Source organism: Umezawaea tangerina (assembly GCF_003002815.1).
GTDB lineage: Bacteria > Actinomycetota > Actinomycetes > Mycobacteriales > Pseudonocardiaceae > Umezawaea > Umezawaea tangerina.
Genome location: NZ_PVTF01000008.1, coordinates 277,068 through 292,751, shown reverse-complemented (window position 1 = coordinate 292,751; position 15,684 = coordinate 277,068). Strand labels below are relative to the sequence as shown.

The window sequence follows — 15,684 nt, the reverse complement described above, 5'->3', positions numbered from 1 at the left end:
GTCAACTCCCCTTATGCGCGGCCGCAAAACTGCGGTCAGCTCAGAAATGTGCGCGGTCTGTCCGGTCTTCACGACTGGTTGCGAACGCGAGAAGGCGCTGCTGGGCTTGGTGTCCTCCCGCACGACGACGGACTCCGGTGTGGCGGTCGGACAGCAGGATGTGGATGTGGGCGGTGTCCAGCCGGACCAGCCGCACCACGGCGTCGTTGTCGTTCTTCTTGCTCAGTGCGGTGCCGACCGCACACACGAACTCATCGGGCACCGTTCGGAGTGCCGAGGAGTCCGCGGGTGGCCAGGTTGTGCATGAGTGTTCTGACGCCGGATGTCCAGGGGGTGGCGGCTTCGCTTTTGACGACGGTGTTCGCGAGCAGGCCGAGGTGGGGGGATTCGATGGTGACGATGTCGCCGTCGTGGTGGGTGAAGCCCATGCCGGGCTCGCCGCGGTCCATAGCCGGGGCGAAGGAGGTGCCGGTGAAGAGGATGAAGCCGTCCGGGTACTGGTGGTGGGGGCCGCAGGTGGCGGCGAGGAGGGTGGGGAGTGGGCGGCTGATGTCCGTGATGCGGCCCGTGTGTTCGGTGTGGAACCCGTCGTTGCCGGTGACGTGGATCGTGATGGTGGTGGTAGCGATGTCCGTGAGGCCGAATTGGTCGTCGAACAGGCGGATGAACGGACCGATGGCGCAGGAGGCGTTGTTGTCCTTGGCCTTGCCCAGGAGCAGGGCGCTGCGACCTTCGTAGTCGCGCAGGTTGACGTCGTTGCCGAGGGTCGCGCCGACCGCGGTGCCGTCTGGACCGGCGACGAGGACCAGTTCGGGTTCGGGGTTGTTCCAGGAGGAGCTGGACAGGACGCCCACGTCGGCGCCGACGCCCACCGCGGACAGGACGGGTGCCTTGGTGAAGATCTCCGGGTCGGGTCCGATGCCGACTTCGAGGTACTGCGACCACAGGCCTTGCTCGACCAGCGCTTGCTTGACCGCGGCGGCTTCGGGGCTGCCGGGGGTGACGGTGAGGGCCGTGCCGACGATGTCGTGCAGGGACGCGCGGATGGCGTCCGCGCGTGCGGCGTCTCCCGCGACGCGTTCCTCGATGACCCGCTCGATCATGCTGCTGACGAAGGTCACGCCCGCCGCCTTGATCACCTGGAGGTCGCAGGGAGCGAGCAGGTGGGCACTCCCCCCGGCACCGGACATGGTCGAGTGGACGACCTCGTGGAGGTTCCAGGTCCGCCCCTCCGCATGGCGGGCGACGTCCAGGACGTCCGGCCGGGCCAGGAGGTCGGCGGAGGTCGGGCCGTGCGGGGTGATGTCGACGAGCTCGTCGCCGCGCCTGACGACCAGGCACGGCCCGTCGGCGTCGGGGTCGAAGACCCTTCCGACGAGCACCGCGGCCGGGTCGGCGAGGACCACCCGGTCAGCCAACTGGTTGAGGGTCACTGGATACTCCCAAGGCCGGTCGTCCGATGACGTGCAGAAGACAGGATCCAGGAGATCGCCGGCGATCGCGATACCCGTGAACGGGCGGCGCCGGGTTCGCGGAACGGCAGGAAGATGCCGTCGTACCCGGTGGGGAGGAGCCCTCCCCCTGGGGAGTGACGCCCCGCCATCCGGCGGTCAGCACAATGTGCGCATGACCAGCAGCGCCCTCGACGTGGGCAGGGCTCTCGCCCACCGGGTGTTCGGGCGCGAGGTGGAGCAGTCCCTGGCACGCCAGTCGTTCCTGGTCGCGGCGGTGTGCCTGGTGACGGACGCGGTGAGCTTCGCGACCAGGGGGCCGGAGAGCATCGGTGTCCTGGACGGGCTGCTGCTGCTGGGGCTCGTCGCCGCGGACGCCGCGCTCGCGTCCTCGCCGCGCTACTCGGGGTGGGTCGCGCTCGCGCACGCCGCCCTGGTGCCCGTGCTGGCGGTCGTCCTCCCGGGGCGCAGCGCGATCACCGCGGGGTTCCTGGTGTCCGCCTACCGGGCCGGTGCCTGGCTGCGCGGCTGGTCCGCGGCGCTGACGCTGGCCGTCCTGGCGCTCGGCGCGTTGACGTCGATGCTGATCGGCGGGTCGACGGCGCCGTTCGCGCTGCTGACCCTGGTGACCGCCAACAGCGTGCTGCCGTGGCTGGTCGGCCGCTACACCACCGCGCGCAAGGCCCACGTGGACGAGCTGCGCAGGCAACGGGAGGACGCGTTGCGCGACGCCGAGGCGGAGGTGGGCAAGGCCGTGGCCAGGGAGCGCGAGACGATCGCGAACGACCTGCACGACGTGATCTCCCACCACGTCAGCGCGATCGGCGTGCACGCGGCGGCGGCCCGGCTGAACCTGGTCGACCGGTCGTCGGCGGAACCGGGTCCGGTAAACACCTCGCTCGCCGCGGTGGAGGCGTCCAGCCGCGCGGCGATGGTGGACCTGCGGCGGTTGCTCGACCTGCTGCACCAGGGTGACGACTCCGAGGGCCAACCGGGACTCGGCAAGCTCCAGGAGCTGTTCGACGGGGTCCGGTCCTCCGGGCTGCGGGTGGCTTTCGCGGTCTACAACGACCCGTGCCCCATCGCGCGGTCCGTCGACACGGCCCTGTACCGGGTGGCGCAGGAGATGATGACCAACGCGCTGCGGCACGGCGACGGGACGGCGGTGCGGGTGGAGCTCGAGTACGGCGGCGACCGCGTGACGCTCACGTCCCGCAACCGGATCGCCTCCGGCACGGTGCTGGCGGGGCGGGGTTCCCTGATAGCGCACCAGGGTTCGTCGCGGGGGCTGCGCGGCATGGCGCAGCGCGCAGAGATGGCGGGCGGGTCCGCGACCTGCGGTCCCGTCGAGGACGGGCAGTTCTGGGAGACGACCGTGACGATGCCGACCGGGACCGGGTCATGACGCTGCGCATCGTCATCGCCGACGACCACGCGATGTTCCGCTCGGGCCTGCGCGCGGTGCTCGACGCGCAGCCGGACATGACCTGCGTCGCCGACGTCGGCGACGGCTACAGCGCCGTGGAGGCCACCAGGCGGCTGCGGCCGGACCTGGTGATCCTCGACGTGCGCATGCCCAAGATGGACGGGCTCGCGGCCACCCACGAGCTGATGGCGGCGGGCAACAAGGACCTCAAGGTCGTGCTGCTCACCACGTTCGACGCCGACGACTACGTCCGCAAGGCGCTGGCGTCGGGCGTGAGCGGGTTCGTGCTGAAGAGCCTGCCGCCCGAGGAGCTGGTCACCGCGATCCGCGTCGCCGCGCGGGGCGACACCTACATCGACCCCTCGGTCACCCGACGACTCGTCCCCCGACTGGCCGACGCCCTCGTCCCCACCGCCCGGCCGCGCGGCGCGGCACCGGGTGTCGACCGGCTCACCGCGCGCGAGCACGAGGTGTTCCTGCTGATGGCGGCCGGTCTCTCCAACGCCGAGATCTGCGACCAGCTCTACGTCGGGAGCCAGACGGTGAAGACCCACGTGTCGCGCGTGCTCGCCAAGCTGGGGCTGCGCGACCGGGTGCACGCCGTGCGGTTCGCCCACCACCACGGGCTGATCGAGCAGACCGACACGTCCGGCCTGTGACGGCCGCGCCCGACCTCAGCCCGTGAAGTCCCAGCGGGTGGCGCCGTGGGGTTCGGCGGTGGCCACGCCGACCGCCCTGCGCAGGGTGAGCCGGTAGAGGTGCCAGGGGGCAGGGCCGGCGCTGGGGGCGCTGTAGGGCGCGGTGAGGGCGTCGCCGTCGACCTCGGCGGGCCAGCCGCCGGTGCGGTAGACGGCGACCAGGCGGTCCAGGGTGGTGGCGTCGGTGACCCGGTGGGCGTCGCCCTCCAGCACCAGGTCGACGCCGCGCAGGCGCACGGACACGCTGCACGCCGGGTTCGCCGCGAGGTTGCGCGCCTTGCGGGTGCCCGGTCCGCTGGTGAAGTACAGGGCGTCGTCCACCCACACCGCGCCGACGCCCGCCGAGTGCGGGCGTCCGTCGGGCCGGGTGGTGGCCACGAAGAAGGTCAGGTCGGCGGTGGGCGTGTCGGCGACGAGGACGTCGCGCGCACGGCTCCACGGCAGCTCGGCGGAGCCGTAGCGGTCGAGGTTGCCGGTCGAGGTCGGTTCGTTCACGGTGTCGGTCATACCCCTGCGTCGAACGGGCCGCCCGCCGATCGACACCCGTCGCGGATTTTTTCCGCCGGACACCGACGCCGAGCTCGCCAGGTGTAGCGCGCCCACGGGCGGGTACCTAGTCTGGGAACGCTCCCAGAAGCCCCGTCACCGTCGCCGCGGGCTCATCGGAAGGAGTTCGATGGTTAGCACCATCCGCGCCCTCGCGCTGGCCGTCCTGCTGGCCGCGGGCACCGTGGTCGCCACGAGCGCTCAGGCGCAGGCGGACACGACGATCTGCGACCAGTACGGGTCGACCACCATCCAGGGCCGCTACGTGGTCCAGAACAACCGGTGGGGCACGTCGGCCACGCAGTGCCTCAACGTGACCTCGACCGGCTTCCGGATCACCACCCAGCAGGGCTCGGCCCCGACCAACGGCGCACCGGTGTCGTACCCGTCGGTCTACCTGGGGTGCCACTACGGCAACTGCTCCCCCGGTTCCACCCTGCCGATGCAGGTGAGCCGGATCCGCAGCGCGACCTCGTCCATCACCTACCAGTACACCGGCGGCACCTACGACGCCGCGTACGACATCTGGCTGGACCCGACGCCGAAGACCACCGGGGTGAACCAGGTGGAGATCATGATCTGGTTCAACCGGCAGGGGTCGATCCAGCCGATCGGGAGCGTCGTGGGGACGACCTCCGTCGGTGGTCGTACCTGGGAGGTGTGGCGCGGAAACAACGGCGGGAACAACGTGATCTCGTACGTTGCGCCGTCCGCGCTGTCCTCCTGGTCGTTCAGCGTCATGGACTTCGTCAACGACGTGAAGGCCCGCGGGGCGATCACCACCTCGTGGTACCTGACGAGCGTCCAGGCCGGGTTCGAGCCGTGGAACGGCGGGACCGGGTTGGCGGTGGCGAACTTCTCCGCGGCGGTCAGCGGGTAGGAGTCGACCGGGTGCGCCACGTACGGATGGGCGCACCCGGTTCAACCGCCCGTCGCGGCGGCTCGAACTCGCCACCGTGCAACTCGGCACGCGCCCGGCGAGTCACGTCTGGTGATGAGCAACGACAGCGAAGTCACGGCGGCGGGCGATGTCGGCGGTGATCCCGCGGACCAGGGGACCACCCGGACCACGCGACCCCGGCACAGAGCCGGCGGTCGCGGGGGCGTGCGGCGGTTCCTGCCGTCGCCGAAGCTGGCCGCGAGCCTCGTCCTGCTGGTGGTGTCCCTCGCCGGGGCGGCGTTCGCGATCGCGCTGGCCGTGGTGGAGATCCCGGAGCCCAACGACTTCGCGACCCGCGAGGCGTCGATCTTCACGTGGGACGACGGGTCGCGCATCACCCACGTCGGGGTGAACCGGCAGCCCGTCGAGTTCGACCGGATCCCGAAGGTGGTGCGCGACGCCGTGCTGGCGGCGGAGGACCGCTCGTTCTACGGCGACCCCGGTGTCTCGGTCACGGGGCTGCTGCGGGCGGTGAAGAACAACATCACCAGCGACGGCGGGAGCCTGCAGGGCGGGTCGACGATCACCCAGCAGTACGTCAAGAACTACTACCTCACGCAGGAGCAGACCTTCAGCCGCAAGGCCGAGGAGATCCTGGTGTCGATCAAGATCGCCAACGAGGTCCCGAAGGACATCGTGCTGCGCGACTACCTCAACACCGCGTTCTTCGCGCGCGGCACCTACGGCGTCGAGGCCGCCTCGCGCGCCTACTTCGGTGTCCCCGTCGGCGATCTCGCCGAGGACCCGGCGCGTGCCGCCTACATCGCCGCGATCATCCAGGCGCCGTACTACTACGCCACCGCGCCGGACGACCCGGAGGCGGCGAAGGCGTTGCGGGAGCGGTGGGACTACGTCCTGGACGGCATGGTCCAGGAAGGATGGCTGGAGGCCGGGAAACGAGCGGGGCTGGCGTTCCCGGAGCCGGTGAAGTACGAGCCGGACGAGCTGACGGGCGTGAACGGGTACGCGGTCGACGCGGCCACCCAGTACCTCAACGGGTTGCACGAGCGGGATCCGTCCGTTCCGGACGCCGCGATGCTGACCAGGGGAGGCTACACAGTCCAGACGACCTACCGCCCCGAGGTGATGAGCGCGGTCGAGCGGGCCGTGACCGCGGGTCTGGCGAACCTCGACCCGGCGCGGCCGGAGGACCGCGACGTCCACCTGGCCGTCGCGTGCGTGGACACCGCCACCGGCGCGGTGGTCGGCTTCCGCGGCGGGCCCGGCTACCTGCAGCAGAGCTTCAACGACGCCTTCCAGGCCAACGGACCGATCGGTCGCCTCGGCGGTCTGCTGGTGAAGAGCCTGCTGGACTCCTCGGAGCGGTCGCTGGAGTCCATGCGGATCTTCGACGCCCGCGACGACGGCAAACCGCCGGGCCCCAACGACTTCGCGACGACCCCGATGCGCGCGGCCGCCGCGTTCGCCGCGATCGGCACCGACTACCACGAGCCGCACCACGTGGTGGAGGTCCGCAAGGACGGCGAGGTCGTGTGGCGCGCTCCCGAACCGGAGCGGGACACGCGGGCGGAAGCCCAGGAGAAGGCCAGGGCGGGCACGTTCGCGGTACCCGCGCAGGGTTTGCACCAGGCCGTGGACGACGGCGGCCAATGGGCGTGGGCGGTGGGCCAGGACCAGGCGGTCACGACCGCCGTGGCGCTGTTCGCGACGGGGCCCGACGGCAAGGGGAACCGCAGGCTCGACGGGATGTCGCCGTCGCACCCCCCGGAGTCGCGGGCACCGGTGGAGAGCGAGTCGGGGCTCACCAGGGCGAGTCTCGTGGCGAAGTTGATGCTGTCGGTGCGGTGACCGCTTTCCCGTAGCTTTCCGTACCAGGGACACGACTCACAGTCAGATAGGGGGTGTGGCGGCGGGCCGGAAGTGCCAAGGTGGTCACCGTGCCGAACCCAGCCGAGACGGAGCCGATCGGCCTGCTCCTCGTCGAGGACGACCGGGAGGTCGCGGCCATGCTGGCCGAGCTGCTCACCAGCGAGGGCTACGCGGTCGACGTGGCCCTCGACGGCCAGCAAGGACTGCACCTGGCGTTGAGCCGCAAGCACCGGATCATGGTGCTGGACCGCGGTCTACCGGGGATCGACGGGCTGGACCTGCTGGTCCGGCTGCGGCGCGCCGGGGTGACCGCGCGGGTCCTGATGCTGACCGGGCTCGGCGACGTGACCGCCCGCGTCGAGGGCCTGAACGCGGGCGCTGACGACTACCTCGGCAAGCCGTTCGAGCTGGACGAGCTGCTGGCCAGGGTGAACGCCCTGCACCGGCGGCACCTCGAGCACACCGACCTGCTCCCCCTGGGCGGCGGCCACCTCGACCTGCAGCACCGCGAGGTGCTGACCTCCACCGGCGAGGTGGTCGGGCTGTCCGCGCGCGAGTGCGACCTGCTCCGCACGCTGGCCACCGCCCCCAACACCATCTACCGCCGCACGGACCTGCGCACGCAGGTCTTCCCGGAGGCGACATCGGAGTCCATCGTGGACACGTACGTGCACTACCTGCGCCGCAAGCTGGGCCGTGAGTCCGTCCGCACCGTGCACGGGCTCGGCTACCGGGCGGGGGCCGTCTGATGGCGCTGCTCGTCCGACCCGCCCCCACCAGGACACCGCGGCGGGAGCACGCCGACCTGCGCCGCGCGCGCTGGTCGATGACCACCCGGATGACCGTGCTGACCACGGTCGTCGTGCTGCTGGTCGAGTGCCTGGTCTACTTCCTCACCGCGGACATGCGCGCCGACGACGCCCGCCGCGACATGGGCTGGGCCGTCGAGCACAGCTCCCTGTCCAGCCCGCCCGCGTGCACCTGGCTGGTCGTCGACCGCGGCGGCATCGCCGAGGGCACCGCCGGGCTGCCCGCGGAGTTCCCGTTGACCGCGAGCCTCGACTCGGTGCGCCGGGGCGGGCCCGAGCTGTTCCAGGACGTCGGCTTCGGCGACCGCGACTACAGCGTGCTGACCCGGCGGCGGGGCGACGAGGTCGTGCAGGTGGTGTTCGACCAGCGGTTCTCCCTGCTGGAACAGCGGAACCTGCTGGTCGCGTTCGGGGTCGCGATGCTGCTGACCGCGCTGGTGGTGGCCGCCGTGGTGTCCAGCGCGACCCGCTTCCTGTGCGACCGCGCGACCGCGCCGCTCACCGACGCCCTGACCCGGCAGCGCCGGTTCGTCTCCGACGCGAGCCACGAGCTGCGCGCGCCGCTGACCCAGCTGCACACCCGCGCGCAGATGCTGGCGCGCAAGGCGGAGTCGCTGGACTGCCCGCAGACCCTCGCCAGCGAGATGCGCAAGCTGGTGACCGGCACCCGCCAGCTCGGTGACGTGGTGGACGACATCCTGCGCTCGACGCTGGTCGGCGGGCCGGGTGAGCGGCCGCCGGACCCGTTGGACGAGGTGGACCTGGCCGCCGTGGCCGACGAGGTCGTCGCCGCGGAGGACGTGCGCGCCGCCGAGATCGGCCTGGTGCTGCGGGTGCGCCGCGAGCCCGGCGGCTACCTGGTCAACGGGGCGGAGTCCGCGTTGCGCCGGGTCGTCACGGCGCTGGTGGACAACGCGATCGGCCACACCCCGTCGGGCGGCCGCGTCGTGGTGACGCTGGACAACCCCGCCCCCGACACCGTGCGGCTCTCGGTGCGCGACAGCGGGGTGGGCTTCGACCAGGCGGAGGGGCCCGCGCTGTTTGACCGGTTCACCCGCGGCCACGACGGTCGCGGCCAGCGGTTCGGCATCGGTCTCGCGCTGGTGCGCGAGGTGGTGGAGAGCCATCACGGCAGGTTGTCAGCGCAGGGCAGTCCCGGTGTCGGCGCGGTGTTCACCGTCGAGCTGCCGTCGGTCGCGACCCCGATCCCGTCGCCGCGCGCGGCGACGAACCCGGTGGCCGCCTGCAAGGCCAAGGTCCAGCGGGGTCACCCGGCCCGCGGGTAGTCGCCGGTCACCCGGTCCAGGACGCGGAACGGCTGGGGGCGCCTGCCGAACCGCTCGTCCACCACCGCCCCGACCAGCTCCGCGGCCAGGTGCGCCACCGGCGAGCCCGGTTGCCAGAGCAGGGACGTGCGGCACCACAGCGGTTCGTCGGACACGGCGCGGAACACCACGCCCGGCACGTGGCCGGTGTGCGCCGGGAAGATCCCGACGGCCGTGCCGGAGGCGACGATCGTGGCGGCGGTGGCCTGGTCGACGCCGAAGTGCCGGAACCGCGGCGCGAACCCGGCCCGTTCGCACGCCGTGCGCAGGCTGCGCCGCAGCCCTCCCGCCCGGTCCGGTGGCGCGATCCAGTCGTGCCGGGCGAGGTCGGCGAGCCGGACCCGGTCGCGGGCGGCGTCGGGGTGGTCGGCGCGCATCCCGACGAGCAGCGGCTCGACGTCGACCTCGCGCACGACCAGCCGGTGGTCGGTCGGCGCGGGCACGTCCGGGAACTCGGTGATCACCGCGAGGTCGAGGCCCCCGGTGCGGACCAGCTCCACGACCTCGGCGGAGCTGTCCTCCACGTAGGTGATCTGCTCGTGGCCGGGCAGCAGGCCGCGCAGCGCGGCCGCGGCCGCGGGGATCCACGGGCTGTCCACGCCGCCGAGCCGGACCGCCGTCGTCGACCCCGCGTGGGCCCGGCGGCGGGTCGACGCGACGAGCTCCTCGAACCCGGCGATCACGCCCTTGGCGCCCAGCAGGACATGCGTGCCCAGCTCCGTCGGCTCCACGCCCTGCGACCGCCGGACGAACAGCGGCGCGCCGAACTCCCGCTCGATCCTGGCCAGCTGCGCGGTGAGCCCCGACTGCGCGATGCGCAGCGCGGAGGCGGCCCGGCTGACGCTGCCCGCCTCGGCCACGGCCACGACGACCCGCAGGTGTCGAAGTCCCAACTCCATGACGCCCTTCACCTCTCCGGTCGAAGACTTCTGGCGACGAACACGACCCCGACCAGGCACAGCAGGGTGCCCCAGGTCGAGGACGTGCGCATCGCGTGCAGGAAAGCGCTGTCCGCCGCGTCGGCGAGCCACGGCTGCCCGGAGGTCGCGGCCACCGCCCTGGCGCCCTGCGCGGACTCCGCCGCCTGGTCGCGCACGGGCTCCGGCAACCGGGCCAGGCTCGGGGTGATCGCGCGGTGGTAGGCCGCCGTGAGCACGGACCCGAGCACCGCGGTGCCCAGCGCTCCGCCGACCTGCCGCATGGCGCTGTTGATCGCCGCGCCCGCGCCGCTGACCGCGGGTGGCAGGACGGCCATCATCGCGGTGGTGATCGGGGCGCTGATCATGCCCATGCCGAAGCCCTGCGCCACCAGGACCGCCACCAGCACCGCGATGGGCGTGCGCTGGTCGAAGAACACGTAGCCCGCGAACGTGGCGATGGCCAGCAGCATCCCGCCGACCACCGTCCAGCGGACCGTGAGGTACCCGGTGACCCGCGGCGAGACCAGGTTGCCGACGACGATGCCCACGGCCGCGGCCACCATGACCACACCGGCGCCGAACGGGGTGAGCCCGCGGATGCCCTGGAGGTAGAAGGCGTTGGCGAAAAGCTGCCCCGTCAACCCGAAGAACGCGACCAGCAGGGCGACGCTGCCGCCTGCGAACCGCCGGACCGTGAACAACGTCACGTCGAAGCTCGGGTGCTCGGCCGAACGCTGCACGCGCACGAACCACGCCAGCAGCAGCACGCCCAGCACCAGCGGCACGAGGGCGCCCGGCGCCGTCCAGTCGGCATGGTCGCCGCCCTCGATGATCCCGTAGACCAGGCTGCCCAGCCCCAGCACCGAGAGCACCAGCCCGGCCGGGTCCAGCGGTCGCCGCTCGGGCAGCCGCAGCCGCGGCACGAAGGCCGCGACGCCCACCAGGCAGACCAGCACGATCGGCACGTTGACCAGGAACACCGAGCCCCACCAGAACCGGGCCAGCAGCGCGCCGCCCAGCACCGGTCCCAGCGCGACGCCGATGCCGCTGGCCGACGCCCACAGCGCGATGGCCTTGGGCCGGTCGGCCTCCGAGGTCGAGCGCACGACGACCGACAGCGTCGCGGGCATCAGCAGCGCGCTGCCCGCGCCCATGAACCCGCGGGCCACGACCAGCTCCGGCATGGTGCTGCTGACCGCGCCGAACGCCGACGCCGTGGAGAACACCACCAGGCCGACGACCATGGTCGCGCGCGGCCCGTAGCGGTCGCCGAGCGCGCCGCCTGCGAACATGGCGGCGGCGAAGACCAGCGAGTACGAGCTGCCCGCCCAGGCGAGCTCGCCCGCGGTCGCGCCGAGCCCGCGCACCGGGTCCGCGAGGGTCTCCAGCGCGATGTTGAGGATGGAGTTGTCCAGCCAGAGCAGCGTCTGGGCTCCCACCGCGACGGCGACCACCAGCCACGGGTGCGCGACCACGCGCTCCCCCGCCGCGGTGCCGCCGATCTCGGAAACCCTTTTCACCCGCCCATCGCCTTCTTTCCCTCGGCGACGATCCGCGCGTAGGAGGCAACCCTTTTCCCCAGGTACTCGGCGGTGGCCAGGTCGGACTCGTGCATCCGTTCCGGCCCCTCGTCGGTGTTGGACTGAGCGGCGACCCCGTGGGAAAAGCCCAGCCGGTTGAGGTCGTCCTCGCTGCCCTTCGTGGAGTTCCAGCCGGAACGCAGGCCGAGGTTGACCCACACCATTCCGTGCTGGGCCGCGAATGTGGTGAGGTACCCGAGCGTGCCGGACTTGTCCCCCGCCTTCGCGCCCGAGTTGGTGAACCCCGCAGCGAGCTTGTCCTGCCACCGGCGGGTCAGCCACCGCCTGCTGCTGGCCTCCGCGAACCGGTGGAACGCCGCCGACGCCGACCCCATGTAGGTCGGGGCGCCGAAGATGACCGCGTCCGCGTCGTCGAGCAGGAACCACTGCTCAGGTGCCATGTCGTCGACGGCGATGGCCACCACCTCGGTGCCCTCGACCTCGCCGGCGCCCTTGCGGACCGCCTCGGCGAGCCTGCCGGTGTGCCCTCGCCCGTCGTGGCTGGCCACGACCAGCAGCACCGGATCCGTCGGACCTCTCAAGACGACCTCCCGCTCAACGCCGAGCCCGGCGACCCCACGAATGTGCCAGCCGGAAATGAGAAACTTCTTAGAGCCCATTCCCTGGGAACCGGATGCGCCGATCGGCGGTATACACCCCGGTAACCGATGCCGACGAATTCGCCCCGACCGGCCATAACTGCCGGGTTATCGGTAGAAGTTATTTGTCCGCGATCCCGGCCCCCGGCTAGCGTGGCGGCGCAGATTCCCCCTCCACTTCCTTCTCTCCGACCAGTTCACGAAAAGGAGGTGTCAACGGCCATGGCGAATACCGGGAAGCTCTTCCGAATGCGCAGGCTGTCCTCGGCGAACGACGGCAGGCACCTGTTCGTCCCCCTGGACCACAGCGTGTCCGACGGCCCGGTCGTCCCCAACGACCGGTGGCACGACCTGCTCCGCGACCTCGTCGCGGGCGGCGCCGACGCGATCATCGTCCACAAGGGACGGGCGCGCACGGTGCCACCGGACGTGCTGGCGACCTGCGCGCTCGTGGTGCACCTGAGCGCGGGCACGTCCCACGCGGCCGACACCAACGCCAAGGTGCTCGTCGGCGAGGCCGAGGACGCGCTGCGGCTCGGCGCGGACGCGGTCAGCGTGCACGTGAACATCGGCTCGGACACCGAGGAGCGGCAACTGGCCGACCTCGGCGCGGTCGCGACGGCGTGCGACGCCTGGGGGCTGCCGCTGATCGCGATGGCCTACCCGCGCGGTCCCCGCATCACCGACCCGCACGACCCCGCCCTGCTGGCGCACGTCGTCAACATCGCGGCCGACCTGGGCGCCGACATCGTGAAGACCTCGGTGACGCTGCCCGTGCACCGCATGGCGGAGGTCGTCGCCAGCTCACCGGTGCCCGTGCTCGTCGCGGGCGGCCCGACCGACGGCTCCGACGTGGTCGCCCACGCCACCCAGGTGATGGCCGCGGGCTGCGCCGGGCTCGCCGTGGGGCGCAAGGTCTTCACCTCGTCCAACCCCGCCTCGCTCGTCGCCCGGCTCGCCGCCGTCGTGCACGCGCCCGGCCCGCGGGCCGACTTCCCCCCTCTTCCGACGATGACGACAGGTGCCGTATGACGCTCGCTTGGATCGACCTCCGCACCGTGGCCCCGCAGCACGTGGAAGGCGTCGTCGACGCCGCGATCCACTCCCGGCTGCACGGCCTGGTGTCCGACGACCCCGCCGTGCTCGCGACGCTGCCCCCGACCATCGCGGGCGTGCTCGTCGGCGCCGACGGCGGTGAGGGGTTCGGCGGCATCACCACCACCGTGGTCGCCGACCAGGCCCAGCTCGACGAGCTCGTGCTCGCCAGCCGCGGCGACGAGAACGCCGCCGCGTGGGTGGACGTGCACGACGACCGCACCCTGCAGCTGGCGTGCGCGGCCGCGGTCGCGCTGCCCTACAGCGTGGTGCGGTTCGCCGACCCGACGAAGATCCCGCTGGAGATCGTGCTGGCGGCGGCCGACCGCGCGCCGGGCAGCCTGTTCACCGTCTGCGCCGACATCGAGGAGGCCTCGATCGTCGTGGACGTGCTGGAACGCGGCTCCGAGGGCGTGATGCTGGCGCCCAAGGACGCCACCGAGGTGTTCGCGCTGAGCAGGCTGCTGGAGGCGACCAGCCCGAAGCTGGAGCTGGCGACGCTGATCGTGGACCGCATCGAGCACCACGGCCTCGGCGACCGGGTGTGCGTGGACACCTGCACGCACTTCGAGGAGGACGAGGGCATCCTGGTCGGGTCGTTCTCGACCGGGTTCCTGCTGTCCTGCAGCGAGACGCACCCGTTGCCCTACATGCCGACCCGGCCGTTCCGGGTCAACGCGGGCGCGCTGCACTCCTACGTGCTCGGCCCGGACAACCGGACGAACTACCTCAGCGAGCTGCACTCCGGCAGCACGGTGCTCGCGGTCAACTCCGAGGGCCGCACCCGCCGGGTCGTGGTGGGGCGGTCCAAGCTCGAGTCCCGGCCGCTGCTGAGCATCACCGCGCACTCGGTGGACGGCGTCGAGGTCAGCCTGACGGTGCAGGACGACTGGCACGTCCGGCTGCTCGGCCCCGGCGGCAAGGTCCGCAACGTGACCGAGCTGCGCCAGGGCGACGAGCTGCTGGGCTACCTGGCCACCGACCAGCGGCACGTGGGCATCCCGATCGGCGAATTCTGCAAGGAGAGCTGATGGGCGGCGGAATGCGGGCCCTGCTCGACGAGCTGTTCGAGGCGCACCCCGGCGGCCTGCCCTACCTCGTGCACGACGAGCGCGTCGTGGACCGCGACGAGGTCCGCGCGTCCGTCGCCGCGGAGGCCAAGGTGTTCGGCGGTTTCGGCATCGGGGACGGGTCGGCGGTCCTGGTGCAGGTGCCGTCGAGCCGGACCCAGGTCGAGGTGGTGTTCGCCCTGTGGTCGTTGGGGGCGCAGGTGATGCTGGTGGACCACCGGCTCGCGCCCGCGGAGGTCGAGGCGCTGCGCGGGCTGTGCCGCCCGGAGTTCACCGTGCGGGCCACGGCGGGCGGCCGGTTCGCGATGGCGTTCCAGCCGACCTACGAGCTGGTCACCAAGCACCACCGCGACGGCGAGCGGGCCGCGACCGACCACCGGCTGGTCCAGTTCAGCTCGGGGTCCACGGGGCTGCCCAAGGTGATCGGCCGGACGCCGGGGTCGCTGGCGGCGGAGGTCGAGCGGTTCACCCGGATCGACCGCATGCCCACGGCGGGCGAACGGGTGCTGCTGCTCAGCTCCACCGCGCACAGCTTCGGCCTGGTCGCCGGGCTGCTGCACTCGCTCGCCGCGGGGGTGGCGGCGGTGTTCACGCCCCGACTGTCCGCGAAGGACGTCCTGGCCACGGCCGAGCGGCACGACGTGCACGCGATCTTCGGCACGCCGTTCCACTACGAGCTGCTGACCACGACGAGGTCCGTGCCGGTGCTGCCGTCCCTGCGGGCGGCGGTGTCCGGTGGCGAGCTGATGCCCGCCGGGGTCGCGGAGGCGTTCCGGGAGCGGTTCGGCGTGGGGCTCGGCGAGTCCTACGGCACCACCGAGACCGGTGTGATCGCGATGGACGTGAGCGGGGACCTGCGGCCCGCGGTCGGCAGGGCCGCGCCCGGCGTCGTGCTGCGGGTCGCCGACGGCGAGCTGGAGGTGGAGCTGCCGGAGGGCACGCCCTACCTGTTCGAGTCCGGGAGCGGCGCGGCCGCGTCCGGTCACCCCGCGACGGAGCGGTACGTCGACGGCTGGTTGCGCACGCACGACCGCGCCTCGCAGGACGAGCGCGGAGCCGTCCGGCTGCTGGGCCGCAGCGACTCGCTGGTCGTGATCGGCGGGCTCAAGGTCGACCTGGTCGAGGTCGAGTCCGTGCTGCGCCAGCACCCCCGCGTCACCGACGTCGTCGTGGTCCACGCCGAGTCCATCGAGGCCTACGTGTCCGCCGAGGACGACGGGCCGGGCGCGGGTGAGCTCGTCGGCTGGTGCCGCGACCGGCTGGCCGCCTACAAGGTGCCGCGGCTGGTCCGGGTGCTGCCGTCGTTGCCGCGCACGCCGAACGGGAAGTTGATCCGGCGCACGCAGACCCTGCGCGCCGCCGTGCCGGAACCGTCCTGAAGTCCCACCACAGAAG

15 protein-coding genes are annotated in these 15,684 nt (G+C 72.3%); 9 read left to right on the top strand and 6 right to left on the bottom strand.

What is annotated here, in order from left to right; genetic code table 11:
- Window positions 1–40 precede the first annotated feature (40 nt).
- A complete protein-coding gene (locus CLV43_RS47210) occupies window positions 41–262 on the bottom strand; it encodes a hypothetical protein (RefSeq protein WP_146174907.1) in 222 nt (73 codons plus the stop codon).
- The gene (locus CLV43_RS26830; protein WP_106190182.1) at window positions 252–1,433 is read right to left on the bottom strand and encodes a fumarylacetoacetate hydrolase family protein; all 1,182 of its coding nucleotides are present in this window, start codon (window positions 1,431–1,433) and stop codon (window positions 252–254) included. Before CLV43_RS26830 ends, CLV43_RS47210 begins: the two co-directional genes overlap by 11 nt.
- 193 nt (window positions 1,434–1,626) lie before the next feature.
- On the opposite strand from CLV43_RS26830, the gene CLV43_RS26825 reads away from it, so the two are divergent.
- Together CLV43_RS26825 and CLV43_RS26820 are read left to right on the top strand one after the other, a co-directional pair.
- Window positions 1,627–2,856, top strand: a complete 1,230-nt coding sequence (locus CLV43_RS26825) for a sensor histidine kinase (RefSeq protein WP_106190181.1) — start codon at window positions 1,627–1,629, stop codon at window positions 2,854–2,856.
- Complete coding sequence (locus CLV43_RS26820; RefSeq protein ID WP_106190179.1) at window positions 2,853–3,536, top strand: response regulator; 684 nt, start codon at window positions 2,853–2,855, stop codon at window positions 3,534–3,536. Before CLV43_RS26825 ends, CLV43_RS26820 begins: the two co-directional genes overlap by 4 nt.
- A 15-nt stretch (window positions 3,537–3,551) precedes the next feature.
- Here the strand turns inward: CLV43_RS26820 and CLV43_RS26815 are convergent, their stop codons facing one another.
- Entirely contained in the window at window positions 3,552–4,082 is a 531-nt protein-coding gene (locus CLV43_RS26815; protein ID WP_425445777.1) for a pyridoxamine 5'-phosphate oxidase family protein, read from the bottom strand.
- 169 nt (window positions 4,083–4,251) lie between these two features.
- On the opposite strand from CLV43_RS26815, the gene CLV43_RS26810 reads away from it, so the two are divergent.
- The 4 genes from CLV43_RS26810 (at window position 4,252) to CLV43_RS26795 (ending at window position 8,986) form a co-directional block, all read left to right on the top strand.
- Window positions 4,252–5,001, top strand: a complete 750-nt coding sequence (locus tag CLV43_RS26810; protein ID WP_106190178.1) for a GH12 family glycosyl hydrolase domain-containing protein — start codon at window positions 4,252–4,254, stop codon at window positions 4,999–5,001.
- Between the two features lie 114 nt (window positions 5,002–5,115).
- Complete coding sequence (locus CLV43_RS26805; protein WP_106190176.1) at window positions 5,116–6,870, top strand: transglycosylase domain-containing protein; 1,755 nt, start codon at window positions 5,116–5,118, stop codon at window positions 6,868–6,870.
- A 122-nt stretch (window positions 6,871–6,992) separates the two neighbouring features.
- Complete coding sequence (locus CLV43_RS26800; RefSeq protein WP_106190615.1) at window positions 6,993–7,640, top strand: response regulator transcription factor; 648 nt, start codon at window positions 6,993–6,995, stop codon at window positions 7,638–7,640.
- Window positions 7,640–8,986, top strand: a complete 1,347-nt coding sequence (locus tag CLV43_RS26795; protein WP_106190175.1) for a sensor histidine kinase — start codon at window positions 7,640–7,642, stop codon at window positions 8,984–8,986. The genes CLV43_RS26800 and CLV43_RS26795 overlap by 1 nt, the downstream gene beginning before the upstream one ends.
- On the opposite strand, the gene CLV43_RS26790 is transcribed toward CLV43_RS26795, so the two are convergent.
- The 3 genes from CLV43_RS26790 to CLV43_RS26780 are packed head-to-tail and all read right to left on the bottom strand — an operon-like array spanning window position 8,968 to window position 12,067.
- On the bottom strand, window positions 8,968–9,924 hold the full coding sequence (locus CLV43_RS26790) for a LysR family transcriptional regulator (RefSeq protein WP_146174906.1): 957 nt from the start codon (window positions 9,922–9,924) through the stop codon (window positions 8,968–8,970). The two genes, CLV43_RS26795 and CLV43_RS26790, sit on opposite strands and share 19 nt — an antisense overlap.
- An 8-nt stretch (window positions 9,925–9,932) precedes the next feature.
- Window positions 9,933–11,465, bottom strand: coding sequence for an MFS transporter (locus tag CLV43_RS26785; RefSeq protein ID WP_106190172.1), 1,533 nt, complete (start codon window positions 11,463–11,465; stop codon window positions 9,933–9,935).
- The gene (locus CLV43_RS26780; RefSeq protein ID WP_245887028.1) at window positions 11,462–12,067 is read right to left on the bottom strand and encodes a flavodoxin family protein; all 606 of its coding nucleotides are present in this window, start codon (window positions 12,065–12,067) and stop codon (window positions 11,462–11,464) included. The genes CLV43_RS26785 and CLV43_RS26780 overlap by 4 nt, the downstream gene beginning before the upstream one ends.
- Window positions 12,068–12,346: 279 nt before the next feature.
- Here CLV43_RS26780 and CLV43_RS26775 point away from each other — a divergent pair, with 279 nt between their 5' ends.
- From CLV43_RS26775 to CLV43_RS26765, 3 genes are read left to right on the top strand one after another with little or no spacing between them, the layout of a single operon-like run.
- On the top strand, window positions 12,347–13,156 hold the full coding sequence (locus tag CLV43_RS26775) for a 2-amino-3,7-dideoxy-D-threo-hept-6-ulosonate synthase (RefSeq protein WP_106190168.1): 810 nt from the start codon (window positions 12,347–12,349) through the stop codon (window positions 13,154–13,156).
- Complete coding sequence (locus CLV43_RS26770) at window positions 13,153–14,250, top strand: 3-dehydroquinate synthase II family protein (protein WP_106190167.1); 1,098 nt, start codon at window positions 13,153–13,155, stop codon at window positions 14,248–14,250. Before CLV43_RS26775 ends, CLV43_RS26770 begins: the two co-directional genes overlap by 4 nt.
- The gene (locus CLV43_RS26765) at window positions 14,250–15,668 is read left to right on the top strand and encodes a class I adenylate-forming enzyme family protein (protein ID WP_245887027.1); all 1,419 of its coding nucleotides are present in this window, start codon (window positions 14,250–14,252) and stop codon (window positions 15,666–15,668) included. The genes CLV43_RS26770 and CLV43_RS26765 overlap by 1 nt, the downstream gene beginning before the upstream one ends.
- The last annotated feature ends 16 nt before the right edge of the window (window positions 15,669–15,684 follow it).